This is a genomic window from Corynebacterium hylobatis, assembly GCF_003955685.1.
GTDB lineage: Bacteria > Actinomycetota > Actinomycetes > Mycobacteriales > Mycobacteriaceae > Corynebacterium > Corynebacterium hylobatis.
Genome location: NZ_RXHJ01000002.1, coordinates 42,201 through 60,456, shown reverse-complemented (window position 1 = coordinate 60,456; position 18,256 = coordinate 42,201). Strand labels below are relative to the sequence as shown.

The following is an 18,256-nucleotide window of genomic DNA, read 5'->3' as shown; positions in this document are numbered from 1 at the left end:
CTTGGTGCAGTCGTCTAACTGACAATAATCGTCCACTACAGGGTAGCGTGTCGCCACTCTGCACCCATCACCGCTGGGGGCGTTTCCTCCACCCCCGTCAGGGGTGTGCCCGCCACAGGGCGGAGTACACACCCTGCCGGTCCAGCAGTTCCGGGTGGGATCCGTCTTCGATGATACGTCCATCATCGATGACGAGGATTCGGTCGGCCCTCGCGGCGGTCGCCAGCCGGTGCGCCACAACCACGGATGTGCGCCCCCGGGTGATGCGGTCCGAGGCGTCCAGGACGGCTGCCTCGGTGGCCGGGTCGAGGGTCGCGGTGGCCTCATCGAGCAGCATCACATCAGGGTGGAGCAGTTCGGCGCGGGCCAGGGCGATGAGCTGACGCTGACCGGAGGACAGACCCCGGCCGCGCTCGCCCACACTGTGCCGGAAGCCGCCCGGGATGCCGGCGATGATGTCGAGTGCACCGATGCGCCGAACTGCCTCCTCGATGTCGTCTTCGGTCGCGGAGGGGTCACCGTAGGCGATGTTCTCGGCGACGGTGCCGATGAACAGGTGCGCCTCCTGCGGGACCTGCGCGATCGACCGCCGCCACCCGCTGAGGGGGAACTCCCGGATATCGGTGCCGGCGGCCGTGACGCGTCCCCCGACGGGGTCGTAGAAGCGGGCCAGCAGCTTCACCACGGTGGATTTGCCCGCCCCCGTCGGACCGACGAGGGCGACGGTGCTGCCCGGCGTGATGGTCATGTCCATTCCGGCGGCCACGAGCTGGCCGTCGGGGCTGTAGGCGAAGGAGACGTCCTCCAGGGCGAGGGTGCCGCGGGCTGCGGTGGCGGCGTCGTCACGCTCCCGCGGTCCGGTGTCGGCGACGGTGGGGCGTTCGGCGAGCAGGTCGGTGATGCGGCGGAAGCCGACGGCGGCCTGCTGCCAGGAGTCGAAGATCTGGCCCAGCTGCTGGATGGGCCCGTAGAGCTGGGCCAGGTACATGACGAAGGCGACGAGTACGCCGGCGGTCAGTTGGCCGTCGGCGACGCGGGTGGCGCCGACGCCGAGGACGATTGCGGTGGTGATCTGGGAGATGGCGTTGACACCGGGGAAGTAGAGTGCGACGGCCAGCTGGGAATTCACGCGCAGGCGGCGGTAGCGTTCGGATTCCGCCCGGAACTCCTCGAGCGCGCCGTCGGTGCGTCCGTGCATCTGGGCGGTGCGCAGGCCGTTGATGTTCTCCTGGAAGGCGGCGTTCACGGTGCTGACCTGTTCGCGGGCGCGGGTGTAGAGGCGGGAGGAGATCCGCCGGAAGATGAGGGTGACCACCACGATGAGGGGGATGGCGGCCACAGCCACCAGGGAGAGTCCGGCGTCGGTCCAGGCGAGCATGCCGATGATGCCGACGAGGGTGCCCACGGAGACGATGGACTGGGCCAGGCCGGTCTGCAGGAAGGAGCTGAGGGTGTCGATGTCGGTGGTCATCCGCGTCATGATGCGCCCGGACTGGGTCGTCTCGTAGTAGCTCATGGACAGCCGCTGCAGGTGGGCGTAGCTGCGCAGCCGCAGGCCGTAGAGCAGGCGTTCACCGGTGCGCGCGGTGAGGACCACCAGTGCGGTGGCCGCGGCCCAGCTCACCGCGACAACCAGCAGGCCGCCGCCGGCGATCCACCACAGGGTGTCCAGGGAACGCTGGCCGACGCCGTCGTCGACGGCCCAGCGCATGAGGGTGGGGAAGACGAGGTCGGTGGCCACCCCGACGAGCAGCAGGCCGATGACGGCGAGGATGAGAAAGCGGACCGCGCGGAAGAGGTCGCGCACCCGGAAACCACTGCGGTCGGAGCGCAGCCGGGTGGTGTCGATGCGTGGCTGTTCATCCGCCGGCGGGAGCTTGTCGACGCGCGCCAGCAGTTCCGGCGTCGCGGTGATCGCGGCGGGACCACCACCGCCCCCGCCACCCCGGCCGCCGATGGCGCCGGAGACGTCGGCGACGTGCTCGGTGCGCTCAGTCGGCAGGTCCTCCGGCCACAACTGTGCACGTTCCGGTTCCGGCAGGGTGCTGCGGTCAGGCAGCGCGGCGGGGGAGGGGTCCATGATGGCGGTGAAGCGCGGATCCGCCGCCAGAGTCTCCGGGTCACCGGTGACGGTGATGCGGCCGGCGTCGATGATGGCCACGCGCTCAGCCAGGTCGAGGGTGGACTGGCGGTGGGCGATGGCCAGCACGGTGACGTCGGCCAGTTCGGCGCGCAGGCCGGCGAGGATGCGGGCCTCGGTGGTGGCGTCGATGGCGGAGGTGGCGTCGTCGAGGATGAGCACGCGGGGGCGGGCGAGCAGTGCGCGGGCCAGTGCGATGCGCTGGCGTTGGCCACCGGACAGGGTCAGGCCACGTTCGCCGACGACGGTGTCCAGGCCCTCGGGCAGGCGGTCGATGAACTCGGTGGCCTGGGCCAGATCCGCGGCGTGGCGGACCTGTTCCTCGGTGGCACCGGAACCCATGGCGATGTTCCCGCGGATAGTGGTGGAGTAGAGGAAGGCCTCGTCGAAGACGCAGGTGACGGCGCTGCGCAGGTCGGCGCGCCGCAGGTCGCGGTAGTCGACCTCCCGGCCGTCGGGGGTGGTCAGGGCGAGGGTGCCGGCGTCCGGGCGGTAGAAGCCGCCCGCCAGTTGCACGGCCATGGACTTGCCGGAGCCGGCCGGTCCGATGAGCGCGAGGGTCTCACCGGGGGTGATGTGCAGGGTGGTGCCGTCGAGCACCCGGTGGCCGCCGGTGCTGAACTCCACCCCCGTCAGCTTCAGTCCCAGGGGTCCTCCGGGGAGGTCGACGGGTTCGGCCGGGTCCGGGTCCTGCGGGCGCATGTCCAGGATCTCGGTGATCCGGTCGAGGGAGGCCAGGCCCATCTGGAAGGTGACGATCATCGAGGAGAGCATCCCGACGATCTGCGTCAGCGAGGTCAGGTAGACGGAGAAGGCGAAGAAGGTGCCCACGGTGATCTCCCCGCGCAGCACCAGCCAGCCGCCGAGCAGGATGTTGATCACCAGCGCGACCTGGGGCAGGTTGCGCAGCAGCGGCTGGAAGCGGGACTGCAGTTTCGCGGCCCGCATCTTCGCGGCGTAGAGGGTCCGGCCCAGGCCGTCCAGGTGGTCGGTCTCGCGTTCCTCCTGGGCGAAGGCCTTGACCACCCGCACCCCGGTGACGGTCTGCTCGACGTGCGTGGCCAGGTCGGCGGTGGCCTGCTGTGCCACCCACGTCGCGGCGTACATGGAGCGCCGGGAGGCCACCGCCACGCCGACGATGACGGGCATGAAGGCCAGGGCGATGACGGTGAGCAGCGGGGAGACCCACAGCATGACGCCGATGGTGATCAGCAGCTGCACCAGCATGCCCAGGGCCCAGGGACCCATGGCGATCATGCCCTGGGTGGCGTTGAGGTCGGAGATTGAGCGGGAGACCACCTGGCCGGTGACGATGCGGTCCTGGCCTGGGCCGTCGAGAAGCTGGAGCCGGTCGAGGATACGCACCCGCAGTGTGTGCTGGGTGTCGATGGACAACCGGCCCGCGAGATACCGGCGCAGGAACTGGGTGAGGTAGCGCGCCACCGCCACCCCGATGAGCACCGCGATGATGGCGTACAGGGGCTCGAACTGCGGCAGCACCCGGGTGGCGGGGGATTCTGTCGCCGCCCCGGTGGCCACGTCCACCGCGGAACCGGTCAGCAGCGGGATGAGCACCTCGAAGACGACGGCCGCGACGGTGGTGAGCAGGGTGACGGCGGTGATGCCGCGGCGCTCCCGCAGCGCGGCGGTCAGTTCGCGGACGCCGGAGTGGCCCGCCACCTACTTCACCGGGTCGGTGAACCGGGCGGGTACCACCCCGAGGGATTCGCGCACGTTGGCGATGACGGACTTCGCCAACTTCCGGTTGGCCACCGTGCCGGCGATCGCACCGATGCCCAGCGGCAGGATCTTGCCGAACCACGCGCGCCGGAACTTCCGGGTCATGTACTTCAGGGCCGTGCGGATGAGGCGGTTGTTCATCTCGGTGAGCTTCGGGGCGGTGAAACGGGCGACGGTGGTCATCGTGGGCACTCCCTTCGTCGCACCGACATCGCCCACGAACGTGTCGACGACCGCGGAGCCCTTTGCCCCGAGCAGTGCCACGAGGATGAGTGTCTTGCGCCGGTTCTCATCGGTGATGTCGATGCCGCGCAGTTGTGCGCTGGCCAGGGTGTACCAGGCGGCGGCGTCGAGGAAGACGAGGGATTCTGCGCCGATGGCCGCGGCCCCGAGGAAGAAACCGATGCCCGGGATGGTGGCGGCCGCTCCGGCACCCGCGCCGGAGCTGGTGGTCAGGCGCAGGAAGTGCTGGTCGATGGTCTCCTGGATCTCCCGGGGGGAGGCCTCCGGCCGCCTCTTGCGCAGGTGCTCGACATAGGCGGCGATGGCCGCGGACTGCACGGAGACGGCCTTCTCCAGCGCGGAGATGAACAGGCGCCCGGCGGGGCCGATGTTGGTCTCCAGCACCGAAGGGTCGGAGCCCAGGCCGTCGAGGATGACCTGCTGCCCCGAATCACCCCGGGAATTGATGGACTTGGCGAGGGCCATGGCTGCTCCTTTCAACTACTCCAGAATAAACGACCCGGAGCTGCGGATGGTTCCCTCCCCGCCGCTGTCCTCAGTCCAGGTTGGCGTAGGCCTCGGCCGCCTCGACCTGCTTTTGCGTGGGGCGCACCCCGGTGTAGAGGATGAACTGTTCGGCGGCCTGGAGTGCCACCACTTCGCCGCCGTTGATGGTGGGCACCCCCAGTCGCTCGGCCGCTTCGATCAGCGGGGTGCGCACGGGATAGGCCACGACATCGAAGACGAGCTCGGCCGCTGCGATCGAGTCATCGGCGAAGGCCTGCGCGCGTTCCTCGGAGCCGCGCATGCCCAGTGGGGTGACGTTGACCAGCAGGCGGGCCCCGGCGGGCACCTCCGCGGAATAGGCCCAGTCATGGCGCTCGGCCAGGGCCGGGCCGGTCTCGGCGTTGCGGGCGACGATGGTGCCTGTCATGCCGTGGTCGGCCAGAGCCGCGACCACCGCACCGGCCATCCCACCGGAACCGCGCACCGCGACCGGCAGATCCGGGTCCACCCCATGGCTCTTCAGGAGGGCGGCCACCGCCACGTAGTCGGTGTTGTATCCGACGAGTTCACCGTCGGTGTTGACGATCGTGTTCACCGCCTGGATACGCTCGGCGGAGGGGTCGAGCTCGTCGATCAGGGGGATGACATCCTGCTTATAGGGCATGGACACACCCGCCCCCCGGATCCCCAGCCCCCGGATGCCGGCGACGGCCGCCGTGATGTCGGTCGGGGCAACCGCCTTGTAGAGGTAGTTGAGGCCGAGCTCGTGGTACAGCCAGTTGTGGAACCGCACCCCGTGGTTGCTGGGCCGGGCGGCCAGCGAGATACACAGTATGGTTTCGCGGTCGACGTAGTTCACCATAGCTCACTACCGTAGTGGGTATGGGCACGTCTGACATCCCCGGACCTCAGGTCCGCACCACCGCCGGGGTGGTGCGGGGGCTGGTGGACCAGCAGCTGGGAATCCGGACCTGGCGCGGAGTGCCCTTCGGCGCGAGCACCGGCGGTGACAACCGCTTCCGCGCCCCCCGCCGCCCCCGGCACTGGCGCGGCGTGCGCGACGCGACGAATTTCGGTCCCGTCGCCCCGCAGCCGACCTACTCGTGGACCGACCGGGTCATCGGTTCGGAGAACTGCCTCCACCTGGACATCGTGCGCCCCGACACCGACGAGGAACTGCCCGTGGTGGTCTACCTCCACGGCGGCTCCTTCATCATGGGTTCCTCACACGAGCCGATGCTGCGCGGCTACCAGTTCGCCACGGCCGTCAACTGCGTCTACGTCTCCGTGAACTTCCGCCTCGGCGCGCTGGGCTACCTGGACCTGCGCAGCCTCGGCGAGGACTGCGTGGCCAACCCGGCCCTGCGCGACCAGCTGCTGGCGCTGCAGTGGGTGCAGGCGAACATCGCCCAGTTCGGCGGCGACCCCGGCCAGGTCACCCTCATGGGGGAATCCGCGGGTGGGGCGGCGGTGGCCACCCTCATGGCCGTACCGGCGGCCGAGGGACTCTTCCACCGGGCGATCGTCCAGTCCCCGCCGATGACCATGGTGCACTCGCGTGCCCAGGCCACCCTCTGGGCCCGGGAGCTGGTCTACCAGATGGCGCTGCCGCGGCAGACCACGCTCAAGGACCTGCGCGCCGAACACCCCCACGACCTGGTGCGCGCCGGGCAGTCGATGATGTGGCGCGGCCGGGAGCTGCAGCACCTGAACACCACCTACGCCCCCACGGTCGACGGCACGCTGCTGCTCGACCACCCGCTGAAGGTCTTCGACGCCGGCCAGCAGCTGCAGGTGCCGATGCTGGTGGGCACGAATTCGGATGAGACGAGCTTCTCCAAATTCTTCTACATGCGCACCTCCGCGCGTTCGCGCGCCGCCCTGCGCCTGCTCACCGCCTTCGACCCGGAGGAGGCCTCCTTCGTGCTCTCCGCCTACGACGGGGCCCTCGACCGCGCCCAGTTCGCCGACCTGCTTGCCGACGCCCTCTTCTGGGCACCGTCCGTACGTCTGGCCACCGACCACAACCCGCTCGCCCCGACCTGGATGTACCGCTTCGACTACGCCCCGGCCGCCCTGCGCTGGCTGGGTCTGGGGGCGATGCACTCGCTGGAGCTGTCGGTGATCTTCGGGGATCCGGGGGCGTCGAGAACCTCCGGGCTCTCCCGCTTCGGCGGGATGGAGGGCATGGCGGAGCTGACCGACGAGATGCAGCACCACTGGGGCCGGTTCATCCACCACGGCTGTCCCGGCGCGGAGTGGCCCGCCTACCGGCCCCCGACCGACACTGCCCCGGCACGGGCGACCATGGTCTTCGACTCGCCCTCGCATGTGGAGTTCGACCCGAAGGCCCGCAAGCGGCGTGCCTGGGTCGACTACGACATGACCGAATGGGGCAACGGGCGGCCGGAGCTGCTCGCGGAGCTGGGACTGCTCATCAGCGCCGAGCTGGGCCGTTAGCGTCGGCTTCTGTCCGCCAGTTCGCGCAGTGCCCGGGTGAAGACGGCGGGTTTCTCGAAGTGGATGTCATGCCCGGCTGTGACGTGGACGGTCCGGTTATCCACCAGCAGCTTCTCCACCTTTGCCAGGTCCTCCTCGTTGAGGGCGGCCAGCAGGACCCCGTCTGCGCCGTAACTGGTGCTCGCCTTGAGGAAGGTCGTGGGTGCGGTGACGGAGCGTAGTGCGGTGGCCTGATCGAAATCCTCGTGCCAGCTCCGGGAGAGGAAGAAGGCGTGCGACCACCAGCGGTCAAAAGGATGGGAGATCGACTCCCAGATCCGGTTGATCGCCGGGCCCAGGTACCAGATGTTCGGGGTGGCCTGCGGGTGCTTCCGCCGCTGGGCGATGACCTGCCCGGAGATGAACGGCCAGACGCCGCCGAAGAGTGTGCCGATGTAGGCGTGGGGCAGTGCGTAGGCGAGATAGTCAGCCTCCCCGTCCGGCTCCTCCACCTGGGCGAGGTAGCCGGCCAGCAGGTCCAGGTCCTGTCCGACGAAGGTGCCCGGCACGCGCCCGGGTTCGGTGGCGAAGAAGGGGGCGTCCTCGATGAGCACACCTGCGATGTCGTCCGGGTGCCCGGCCGCCATCTGTACGGCGATCAACCCGCCGGAGGAGTGCCCGGCGACGAGGAAGGGGGTGTCGAAAAGCTCCCGGCCGAGCAGAACGAGGTCAGCGGCGATGACGGTCGCGCAGTAGTCCGCCCTGTTCCAGGAGGAGCCGCCGTGCCCGTGGACGTCGACGGCGACGACATCGAAATCCGCGCTGAGGTCGGGCAGCACCCTGGCGTAGTCGTACCACAGCGAACCCTGCCCGGGAATGAGCAGCAGACCGGGCCTGCCGGTGCCGCTGGTGCGGGCGTAGTGGAGGACGGTGCCCGGGCGGATCTCCCGGCGGTGGGTGGCCACGCCGGCGGCGTATGCCTTGTTGACCGGCCCCCGGTAATAGTTGCGGGTGGTGCGGTGGAGGCGCGCGGCGGCCAGGCCACCCGCCAACAGCAGTAGTCCAGTGGCGGTGGGCAGCATGGCGTCTCCGGGGCAGGCGGAAGGGGGTCTGTGGGGCCAGTATGCCTGATCCGGCCGGGCCGGCAGCGGGAATTCGGGCGGGGCCGGGGGCGGGTCGTCGGCATGTCACCGGTCACGGGGCTAGGCTGGTTGCGGATTGCCTGCCGTTGGCGGTCGTCGATAAGAGAACCGGGTTCACATGGAAGGACACCTAACACTCATGAGCTTCTTCGAGGACATTGCCACCGCCCTGGACACTGAGGGAATCGAGTCGCGGGTACACGATGACACCATGTCCGTGCCCATCACCTCTGACCTGGAGATTCAGTTCCAGGAGATCGATCCCCACATGCCGGCCGCGAATGTCTACATCGCCGCCGCCGACGTCGACGAGGATGACGAGAACTTCGAGGCCGTGCTCGTCTCCGTGGTGTTCTCCGCTGAGGATGCCGTGGCCACCGTGGCCCGCCACGTCGCCACCGACCAGGTGGTCACCGTGCTGCGCGACCTCCTGGAGGGCACCGACGAGCGCATCGGCGACCTGGAGTTCTACCAGGACGCCGTCAACGCCAACCTGGTGTGCGCCGAAGTCGGCCAGAACTCCGAGCTGCAGGTCCTCGTCGAGGTCCTCGACGGCGTGCCCAGCGCACTCGTCCAGTTCGTCGCCGCCGGAGACTCCTTCGAGGACCTCATCGACGAGGCCATCGACGAACTGTGGGAATCGGACGGGGAAGCCCAGCTGAGTGAGGAGGACCGCCAGCGCATGTTCGCCGACATCTCCGCCGACGTGGAGTTCGCCAACGAGGAGGTCCTCGACCTCGGTGTGTTCACCGACTTCGACCGCCTCTTCGACGTCATCTCGCTCGCCGCCGACCATGCCGAGGACTGGGAGGAGCAGCTCGCCCCCTTCGATGAGGACGAGTTCGAGGAGCCTGACGTCTACGACCTCTACGGCGCGGACGACGACTCTGAGGACGACCTGGACGACGAGGATGACTTGGACGACCTCGATGAAGATGAGGACGACGACGTCCGCGACGAGTGACTGACACCGCAGATGGTGCTGTCCCGGGTCCGGGAGCGTGTCTCCCGGCTACGTGAGAGGCCGCCGTTGGCGGAACGCCTGGCGGCGATGGACGAGAAGGTCGACCAGCTGCCGAGGCTGGGTGAGGTCGCCGTGACGCTCGAGAGTGCCGACGGCACGCTGCGCCACACCCACACCACCGGTGCACTCGACCCCGATGCGCGTTTCGCCGCGGGTTCGGTGAGCAAGCTGTTCACCCACGCCATCATCTTCCATCTCATCGATGCCGGCCGGCTGAGCTACGACAGTCTCATCGCCTCCCGGGTGGCCTCAGGTTCGCTGGCGGGACTGCACGTCATCCGGGGTGAGGACTACAGCGCCGACCTGACGGTCCGGCACCTCATCGACCACACCTCGGGCCTGGCCAGCTGGGAGGACACCCGGGACCCCGGTGGACGCAGCCTGCTGGAGCAGATCGTGGACTGGGACCGGGTGGTCACCGTCGACGAACAGATGGAGATCGCCGCCCGCGCCGGTGCGAAGTTCCCACCCGGGCAGGGCCGGCGGGCGCACTACTCCGACCTCAACGCTGAGCTGCTGTCCCAGGTGGCGCAGCACACCACGGGCCGGACCTTCCAGGAGCTGGCCAACCGCTACATCATCACCCCGCTCGGCCTGGAGCACACGACCTTCGTGGTGCCCGGGATCCGCGACTACGCGGAGGTGCACACCCGGAAGCACCCGGTGTGGTCCTCGCGCTACCTGTCCAGCTCACCGGCCTCCGGTGGGGTGGTGTCCACCGCGCAGGACCTGATGACCTTCATCCGGGCCTTCCACACCGGGGAGATCTTCGACCTGGCGCATATTCAGGACCCGGTGCTGCGCCGGATCCAGCACCGGCCGCTGCGCTATGGCGCCGGGATGATGGCGATGGGGATGACCCGGCCATGGAGCCCACTGGTGCCGGCCCCGCTGATCCTCGGGCACACCGGTGTCCACGGGGCCTTCGCCTTCTTCTGCCCTGTGCGTTCGGCGTTCATCGCCGGTTCGGTCAATTCGATGGACGCGTCCCCTTTCGAAGTGATCTACCGGTACCTAGCCGCGCTGTAGTTTCTGTTGCCGGTCCCGTTGATCCCACCCAGCCCGCCGGGAACCCGCGATCAGAACCCCGTGAGGGCAAACCTGTGCTCACCCCCGGAAAAGACTGGAAACCCTGCGAGGAGTCCTGAAATCAGGGTCGTCGCAGGGTTGGCCTCACAGGTTCGTCCGCGCAGGGTTTCTCAGGCCGCCTGCGTGAAGCCGACGAACAGGGAGGCAGGGGAGGGGATGGGGACGAAGTGGCGGTCGACGAGCCAGACGAAGGTGGCGGCGTGCCCGCTGGGGACCTCGTGGACGGAGTCGATGAGCTCATCGTCGACCAACGCCCGGACCCAGCCCTCCGCGAGCACAGGGTCGACCGCGCGGTGTTGGTCGGTGATGCGGAGCGTGATCAGGTAGACGGGTTCGCGTTCCCCGCCGTAACCGAGGACCCGGGCCTTGGCGCGCTCGCCCACGCGGCGGCGGGTGAGCGTCATGGTCAGGTCCCCGCCCGGCAGTGCCTTGCTCGGTGGCCGCCAGTTGGCGGTCGGCCGGGCCAGGGAACGGGGGTGATGGAGAATGGAGTGGAGATCACGCAGCGTCTCGGCCTCCCGGGTGCGCAGGGTGGCGGCGACGGCGGGCGGGGTGTTCAGGTGGTTGATGTTCATGGGCTACAACCTAGGACTCGGGAACGACACATCTGTTCGATAACTCGAACAAGTATACGATAATGGCTGTTTGCCGGGGGAACAGATAGTCTCTATGGCGATATGACAGATCAACAAAAGGTGCAGCACAGGATCCCCACGGAGATCTGGGTCCTGGTGTCGGCCGCCTTCATCATTGCCCTGGGATACGGGCTCGTGGCGCCGATCATCCCGCAGTTCGCCGTCAGCTTCGACGTCTCCATGGCCGCTGCCAGTGCGGTCATCTCCATCTTCGCCGCCTCCCGGCTGCTGTTCGCGCCGGTCTCCGGCCGACTCATCGACAAGCTCGGCTCGCGCCGGGTCTATCTCACCGGCCTGATCACGGTCGCGGTGACCACCGCCGCCGTCGCCGCTGCCCAGGAATACTGGCACATCCTGCTGCTGCGCGGCATCGCCGGCATCGGCTCGACGATGTTCACCGTCTCGGCCATGGGCCTCATCATCCGGCTCGCCCCGCCGGAGATCCGCGGCCGGGCCTCCGCGGTCTACGGCACCGCTTTCCTCGTGGGCAACATCATCGGCCCCGTCGTCGGCGCCGCGCTGTCCATGATCGGAATGCGCGCGCCTTTCGTCATCTACGGCATTTCCGTGGGCCTGGCCGCCTTCGTGGTGTGGTGGAAGATGCCGCGCCAGGACGATATCTCCCGCCGCAAGTCCGAGGAACCGCCGATGCGTTTCGGCGAGGCCTTCCGCGACAGCGCCTACCGTTCGGCCCTGGTCTCCGGTTTCGCCTTCGGCTGGATCAACTTCGGTGTCCGGGTGGCCACTCTGCCGCTCTTCGCGGCCGTCGTCTTCGAGCACGGCGGTGCCATCGCCGGCCTGGCCATGGCGACTTTCGCCGCCGGCAACGCCGTGGTGCTGCAGTTCTCCGGCCGCCTGGCCGACACGGTGGGACGCAAACCCCTCATCATCACCGGCCTGGTGGTCAACGCGATCTTCACCGGCTCGATGGGCTTCGCCGACAGTTTCTGGCTGTTGCTGGTCGTCTCCGCGCTGGCGGGTGCGGGTGCTGGCATGCTCAACCCGGCGCAGCAGGCGGTGCTCGCGGATGTCGTGGGTAACCAGCGCTCCGGCGGCAAGGTGCTCGCCAACTTCCAGATGGCCCAGGACTTCGGCGCGATCACCGGCCCCATCCTCATCGGTGCGGTCGCCGAGACCTACGGCTTCACCACCGGCTTCCTCATCTGCGGCGGCATCGGCCTGGCCGCTGCCGTGGTGTGGGCCTTCGGCCGCGAGACGCTTGCTGACACCCGCCCCACCCTCCGCGAGGCAGCGCAGACGCAGGAGACCGCCAGGTGACGGAGAAAGCCCCAGGAACTCAGGCGCAGACACCCATCCCGGAGAAGCGGGCGTGGTGGGCCCTGTCGGCGCTGAGCATCGGACTCTTCGTCACCCTGCTCGACCAGTCCCTGGTGGCGGTGTCCCTGCCGCGCATCCGGGAGGAGCTCGACGCCAGCATCAACCAGGTCGTCTGGGTCTCCGCGGTCTATCTGCTCACCTTCGCCGTCCCGCTGCTGATCACCGGCCGGCTGGGTGACCGTTTCGGACAGCGCAACGTCTACCTGGTGGGCATGGCGATCTTCACGCTGGCCGCCCTGGCCTGTTCCATGGCCCCGACCATCGAGTGGCTCATCTTCCTGCGCGCCGTCCAGGGGTTGGGTGGATCGCTGATCAACCCGCAGCCGCTGAGTATCATCCACCGCATCTTCGCCCGCGACCGGCGCGGTGCCGCCACCGGCATCTGGAGCGCGGTGGCCAGCTCCGCGGGGCTCTTCGGTCCCGTCATCGGCGGCGTGGTCGTGGGCACGGTCGGCTGGCGCTGGGTCTTCTTCCTCTATGTCCCCCTCGGCCTGATCTCCCTGCTCATGGTGGCCCGCTTCGTGCCGCGTCTGCCCACCGGCGCCAGCCGCATCGACCTGCTCAGTGGACTTGTCTCCCTCATCGCGGTGCTCGGCGTGGTCTTCTCCCTGCAGCAGGGTCCGGAACTGGGCTGGACCTGGTGGCTGTGGCTCATCCTCGCCGGTGGCCTGGTGGCCCTGTGGCTGTTCATCCGCCTGCAGCGCACCGCCACTGCCCGCGGCACCGACGCTCTCGTCCCGCTCGAGCTCTTCCGCCACCGCAACTTCGCCCTCGGCATCACCGCCGTGGCCACCCTCGGTTTCACCGTCTACTCGGTCAACCTGCCGATCATGCTCTACCTGCAGGTCGGCCAGGGCATGCCCTCCGAACTCGCCGGGCTCATGCTCGTGCCCATGGGTGTGATCTCCGTGTTCATGGCGCCCGTGATCGGCCGGATGACCGACCGGGTGGAACCGGGACGCATCTCGAAGATCGGCTTCCTGTCCATGATCGCCGCGATGACGCTCTTCGGCGTGTTCATGCACCTGGATCTGAACCCCTGGTGGATGCTGCTGCCTGTGGTCGCGCTCGGCTTCGCCAACTCCATGTGCTGGGCCCCGAACTCCACCATCTCCCTGCGCGATCTGCCCGCGGATCTGGTGGGGGCGGGTTCCGGCGTGTACAACACCTCCCGCCAGGTCGGTGCCGTGCTTGGCGCCGCGGCCCTGGGCGCGGTCATGCAGATGGGTACCCAGAACCTCAGCTTCGGGGCGGCGATGGGCAACGCCCTGCTCCTGCCGGTGGTCTTCCTGGTCATCGGCCTGCTGGCGGTGTCGAGGTTCCGGTCGGGGACGCAGAGCAGCAGCCACTGACCAGAGCGACCTGATCGCCTTCCACCAGCCCTCATTGCCCCATTTCAGAGAGGCAGACAGCAGATCGGTCGCCAGTTCATCATTGTGGAACCGGCGGAACATGGTCGAACCCTGCCTCATCAGCCGGACGTTGAGCCGGTAGGCGCACTCCACCAGCAGGTCGAGATGAGGGAACTCGATTTCTCCCCGGAGGATTAACTCAAGATTCTCTCGTGGAAAATGCCAGGTGGTCACGTCCGTGAGGGAATAGCGGCCCTTCTCCACCCACCACATCCGATTCGGGTCCTGAAGTGGGGCGATATCATCGATGACATCGGTGTTGATGAAGATGTCATCCATCCATTGACCATCTTCTTTGCCCTGGTAAGCGACGAGTACCTCAAGATTTCCTGCGTTAACGACGAGCAACCGCCTGTGGTATCTGTTTTTGTTTGTGCTCGGCAGGCAGGTGCTCGTCCAGAGCTGACGGACCGTGTTGACCGGGTCGGGGATGGTCTCATAGAGGTACCAACCCACGAGGTCACGGAGGACCTCGTACTCCACGGTGCAGGCCAGCTCCGTGAATTTTCCGGCGCTGCTGGTGGCGGGTTCCTGGTCCGGTCGCACCCGGGCCTCCCTCTCCCAGGGCAGGGCGACGCTGAGCCCCTGCTCGGTGATGATCTCCAGCGGGGCATGGCCGTGGGGCCTGCGAGTATCCCGGATATTACGGACGCCGGCCGAAGCCTCTGTCCAGGTGATCAACTGCCGTTCGGGACCGTCAAGATCCCCCGTGGGCAGGGGGAAGAACTCAAAGGTGACGATGTCGTCCCAACGCTTTCGGTGACCGACGAACCTGGTGATGACGTTGACGGACTGGCCGACATAGGCTTCTCCGTCGTCGAAGCTCAAACGGTAGAGGCCGCGGGAGGTCTCCGCGTCGCTCAGCAGGATGGCGATCGAGTCCAGGTCCCTGACGTCGTAGATGCTGCCGCGTAGTTCGCGCAGGAATGGGGGAGAGGATGTCATCTTCACTTCTTTCCACAGAAACGGATTACCTTATTCTGGCAAATTTTCAATTCCTCCATTTCGGAACACGGTTTCTCCGTAGCGGTGGAAGGAGATTGACTGTCCGGCCGTCTACGCCGCCCGTGATCTTTCCTTGTGTCAACGGTGACTCAACTGATCCTCCAACTCCTCTGACAGGCCGATATCCGCGCGTAACCTCGGAGTCAAGTGCAGATCAAGCGCAGTCCGTGGGCAGTGGAGGCACCGGTGGAACAGTCGTACATCCTGTGGTTCGAGGACATCAGTCTGGGAGATCTTCCCCGGGTGGGCGGTAAGAACGCCTCGCTGGGCGAGATGATCGGCCAGCTCTCGGAGAGGGGGGTGCGGGTTCCCGGTGGTTTCGCGCTGACGGCTGACGCCTACCGGCTCTTCGTGGAGGAAAACGGTCTTGAGCACAGAATCCGGGACACGTTGCGCGGGTTCCGGGAGGAGGGCACACCCCTGGAGAAGGCGGGGCAGACCCTGCGGCGTGAGTTTCTCGAGGCCTCCCTCCCCGCCCCCGTCGAGCAGGCCGTCACCGAGGCCTACCGGGAACTTGCCCGACGCAGCAGTGGGGAGGCACCGGCTGTGGCAGTACGCAGCAGTGCGACGGCGGAGGACCTGCCGGAGGCGAGTTTCGCCGGGCAGCAGGAGACCTTCCTCAACGTGGTAGGGGAGGCGGCGCTGCTGCAGGCCTGCCGGGACTGTTTCGCCTCCTTGTTCACGGACCGGGCGATCACCTACCGGGCGCTGAAGGGTTTCGATGATCTCCAGGTGGCGCTGTCCGTCGGGGTGCAGCTGATGGTGCGTTCCGATGTGGGGGCCTCCGGGGTGATGTTCACCCTGGACACGGAGAGCGGTTTCCCGGACACCACGGTCATCAGCGCCACCTGGGGGCTGGGGGAGACGGTGGTGCAGGGCACGGTGGACCCGGATAAATACGTCGTCTACAAGCCCCTGCTCGCCGACGAATCCCTGGCCCCGATCATCGAGCGCACCGTCGGTGCCAAGAAGATCAAACTGGTCTATGACTCGGGTGGCGGGGCCGGCACGGAGCTGGTGGACACCGACGAAGGCGAACGCACCGCGCTGGTGCTCGATGATGCCGAGATGCTCGAACTCGCCCGCTGGTCCGTGATCCTCGAGGAACACTACGGCCGGCCGCTGGACATCGAGTGGGCCCGGGACGGGCTGAGCGGGGAGCTGTTCGTCGTGCAGGCGCGCCCGGAGACAGTGCAGTCGCGGCGCAGCGCCACGGAGTTCACCCTCTACCACCTGGAGGAGACGGGGAAGCGGCTCCTCTCCGGGTCGGCGATCGGGGACGCCGTCACCGCCGGTGAGGTGTGCGTGATCCGCAGTGTGGCGGACATCGGCAATTTCCGCGACGGAGCGATCCTCGTGGCGGAGATGACCGACCCGGACTGGGGGCCGGTGATGAAACGGGCCGCGGGCATCATCACTGATCACGGCGGGCCGACCAGCCATGCCGCGATCATCAGCCGCGAGCTGGGGGTGCCGGCCATCGTCGGGGCGGGCACCGCGACGAAGGAGCTTGTCGACGGCCAGCAGATCACCCTGTCCTGCGCCGAGGGCGAGCAGGGCCATGTCTACGAGGGGAAGCTGCGCTGGAGCACGGAGCAGGTGGATCTGGAGGCCCTGCCGGAGACCCGCACCCACGTGATGGTCAACGTGGCCAGCCCGGCGGCGGCCTTCCGCTGGTGGCGCCTGCCCGTGGCCGGGGTGGGTCTGGCCCGGCTGGAGTTCCTCATCGCGGATGTGATCAAGGTCCACCCCATGGCGCTGGTACACCCGGACCGGGTGGAGTCTGCGGAGGAGCTGGCGCAGGTCCGGGAGCTGACCGCCGGTTATGCGGATCCGCGAGAGTACTTCATCGACCGGCTGGCCACCGGGCTGGGCAAACTCTGCGCGCCGTATTATCCGCGCCCGGTGATCGTCCGTCTCAGTGATTTCAAGACCAACGAGTACGCCCACCTGCTCGGCGGGCGCGCCTTCGAGCCGGTGGAGGAGAACCCGATGCTGGGCTTCCGCGGCGCCTCCCGCTACGACGATGACCGCTACCGCGACGGCTTCGAGCTGGAGTGCCTGGCGCTGAAACGGGTGCGGGAGAAGCTGGGCTTCACCAACCTGGCGGTGATGGTGCCGTTCGTGCGCACCGTGCCGGAGGCCGAGCGGGTGCTCGCGGCGATGGCTGCCCACGGACTGGTCCGCGGGGAGAACGGCCTGCAGCTGTACATGATGTGCGAGGTGCCCTCCAATGTCATCCTCGCCGAGGACTTCGCCCCGCTTTTCGACGGCTTCTCCATCGGCTCCAACGACCTGACCCAGCTCACCCTCGGGGTGGACCGGGACTCGGAGATCCTCGCATCCAGCTTCGATGAACGCGACCCGGCGGTGACCCGCATGATCGCGGACGTCATCGCCCGGGCCCACACGGCGGGCATCACCGTCGGACTGTGCGGGCAGGGCCCGAGCAACTACCCGGATTTCGCGGCCTTCCTCGTGGAACAGGGCATCGACTCGATGTCGCTGAACCCGGATTCGGTGCTGAAGACCGTGCCGGTCATCGCAGAGGCGGAGGACGCAGGAGCGGGTGGATAAGCTGGGCAGCCATGACCCCTGTCCTCATCGACTGTGACCCCGGCATCGACGACACCCTCGCGCTGATCTACCTCGGTGCCCTGCACCACCTGGGGGAGATCGAACTCGTCGGGGTGACCACCACCGCCGGCAACACCACCGCCACCCAGGCGGCGGGCAACGCCCGGTGGGTGCTGGACCAGCTGGGCATCGACGTGCCTGTCGTGGCCGGCGAGTCCGGCCCGCGCCAGGTGGCGCTGACCACCACCCCGGAGACCCACGGGCCCACGGGCCTGGGCTACCTCGAGGTGCCGGAGGCGCCGGGCGGGGACTGGGAGGAGGTGTGGCGGGAGGGTGTCGATAAGCACGCGGACCTGCGGCTGATTGTCACTGGCCCGCTGACCGACCTCGACGCCTTCCGGCGCAGCCACCCGGAGCATTATGCGCGGCTGCGGCATGTCACGGTGATGGGCGGTGCCGTGAACTACCGCGGCAACACCACGCCCACAGCGGAGTGGAATTTCTGGGTCGATCCGCATGCGGCGGCGCAGGTCTTCGACAACCCGCCCGGCGCGCGCATCCGGTTGTGCTCACTCGAGGTCACCGAGCAGTTCCTGGTGGACCCGGACAGGTTGCTGCTGCTTATCGACGCCCTCGGAGACTCGCCCGTCGCCGCCCGGCTCGAGGACATCCTGCGTTTCTATTTCGAATTCCACCACGCACAGGGGGAGGGTTACCAGGCGCAGATCCATGACCTGCTCACCTGCATGATCGCGCTGGGGAAGATCGGCTTCGAGGATGTGGCGACGACCATCGCGGTGGAGGCGGACAGCCCGCTCATGCGGGGCACCTCGGTGGCGGATCTGCGCGGGCACTGGCACCGCCCGCAGAACGCGCGGCTGGTCACCGCCGCGGACATCGGTACAGCCCACGGGGAGCTTGACCGTGCCGCGCGTGCTTTGGCCGGGCCCGGGGCGGTCCATTAGACTCGGCCACGCTTGAGGCCT

The 18,256-nt window shown here is 68.0% G+C and carries 13 protein-coding genes; 8 read left to right on the top strand and 5 right to left on the bottom strand.

Going from position 1 to position 18,256, the window contains the following annotated elements; translation table 11 throughout:
- Positions 1–97 precede the first annotated feature (97 nt).
- The 3 genes from EAH68_RS01505 to EAH68_RS01495 form a co-directional block, all read right to left on the bottom strand.
- Positions 98–3,820, bottom strand: coding sequence for an ABC transporter ATP-binding protein (locus EAH68_RS01505; RefSeq protein WP_126119558.1), 3,723 nt, complete (start codon positions 3,818–3,820; stop codon positions 98–100).
- Entirely contained in the window at positions 3,821–4,588 is a 768-nt protein-coding gene (locus EAH68_RS01500) for a hypothetical protein (RefSeq protein WP_126119557.1), read from the bottom strand.
- Between the two features lie 70 nt (positions 4,589–4,658).
- On the bottom strand, positions 4,659–5,471 hold the full coding sequence (locus EAH68_RS01495) for a shikimate 5-dehydrogenase (protein ID WP_126119556.1): 813 nt from the start codon (positions 5,469–5,471) through the stop codon (positions 4,659–4,661).
- Positions 5,472–5,491: 20 nt separating this feature from the next.
- Here EAH68_RS01495 and EAH68_RS01490 point away from each other — a divergent pair, with 20 nt between their 5' ends.
- Positions 5,492–7,069, top strand: a complete 1,578-nt coding sequence (locus EAH68_RS01490) for a carboxylesterase/lipase family protein (protein ID WP_126119555.1) — start codon at positions 5,492–5,494, stop codon at positions 7,067–7,069.
- On the opposite strand, the gene EAH68_RS01485 is transcribed toward EAH68_RS01490, so the two are convergent.
- Positions 7,066–8,130, bottom strand: coding sequence for an alpha/beta fold hydrolase (locus EAH68_RS01485; RefSeq protein WP_126119554.1), 1,065 nt, complete (start codon positions 8,128–8,130; stop codon positions 7,066–7,068). The two genes, EAH68_RS01490 and EAH68_RS01485, sit on opposite strands and share 4 nt — an antisense overlap.
- Positions 8,131–8,329: 199 nt before the next feature.
- Here EAH68_RS01485 and EAH68_RS01480 point away from each other — a divergent pair, with 199 nt between their 5' ends.
- Both EAH68_RS01480 and EAH68_RS01475 read left to right on the top strand, forming a co-directional pair.
- On the top strand, positions 8,330–9,154 hold the full coding sequence (locus tag EAH68_RS01480; protein WP_126119553.1) for a hypothetical protein: 825 nt from the start codon (positions 8,330–8,332) through the stop codon (positions 9,152–9,154).
- A gap of 12 nt (positions 9,155–9,166) precedes the next feature.
- On the top strand, positions 9,167–10,243 hold the full coding sequence (locus EAH68_RS01475) for a serine hydrolase domain-containing protein (RefSeq protein WP_126119552.1): 1,077 nt from the start codon (positions 9,167–9,169) through the stop codon (positions 10,241–10,243).
- A gap of 170 nt (positions 10,244–10,413) precedes the next feature.
- Here EAH68_RS01475 and EAH68_RS01470 read toward each other — a convergent pair whose 3' ends face one another.
- On the bottom strand, positions 10,414–10,878 hold the full coding sequence (locus tag EAH68_RS01470) for a hypothetical protein (protein WP_126119551.1): 465 nt from the start codon (positions 10,876–10,878) through the stop codon (positions 10,414–10,416).
- A gap of 102 nt (positions 10,879–10,980) precedes the next feature.
- Between EAH68_RS01470 and EAH68_RS01465 the strand changes: the two genes are divergently transcribed.
- The 5 genes from EAH68_RS01465 (at position 10,981) to EAH68_RS01445 (ending at position 18,235) form a co-directional block, all read left to right on the top strand.
- The gene (locus EAH68_RS01465) at positions 10,981–12,216 is read left to right on the top strand and encodes an MFS transporter (protein ID WP_126119550.1); all 1,236 of its coding nucleotides are present in this window, start codon (positions 10,981–10,983) and stop codon (positions 12,214–12,216) included.
- Positions 12,213–13,628 (top strand): DHA2 family efflux MFS transporter permease subunit, encoded by a 1,416-nt coding sequence (locus EAH68_RS01460; RefSeq protein ID WP_126119549.1) that lies wholly within the window; start codon positions 12,213–12,215, stop codon positions 13,626–13,628. The genes EAH68_RS01465 and EAH68_RS01460 overlap by 4 nt, the downstream gene beginning before the upstream one ends.
- 219 nt (positions 13,629–13,847) lie before the next feature.
- Positions 13,848–14,603 (top strand): hypothetical protein, encoded by a 756-nt coding sequence (locus EAH68_RS14680; RefSeq protein WP_164546369.1) that lies wholly within the window; start codon positions 13,848–13,850, stop codon positions 14,601–14,603.
- A 276-nt stretch (positions 14,604–14,879) separates the two neighbouring features.
- Positions 14,880–17,270: a phosphoenolpyruvate synthase gene (gene ppsA, locus EAH68_RS01450; RefSeq protein WP_126119548.1), complete on the top strand. Its 2,391-nt coding sequence runs from the start codon at positions 14,880–14,882 to the stop codon at positions 17,268–17,270.
- 11 nt (positions 17,271–17,281) lie between these two features.
- Positions 17,282–18,235 carry a nucleoside hydrolase gene (locus tag EAH68_RS01445; RefSeq protein ID WP_126119547.1) on the top strand — a complete coding sequence of 318 codons (954 nt, stop codon included), beginning with the start codon at positions 17,282–17,284 and terminating at the stop codon, positions 18,233–18,235.
- Positions 18,236–18,256: the final 21 nt, after the last annotated feature.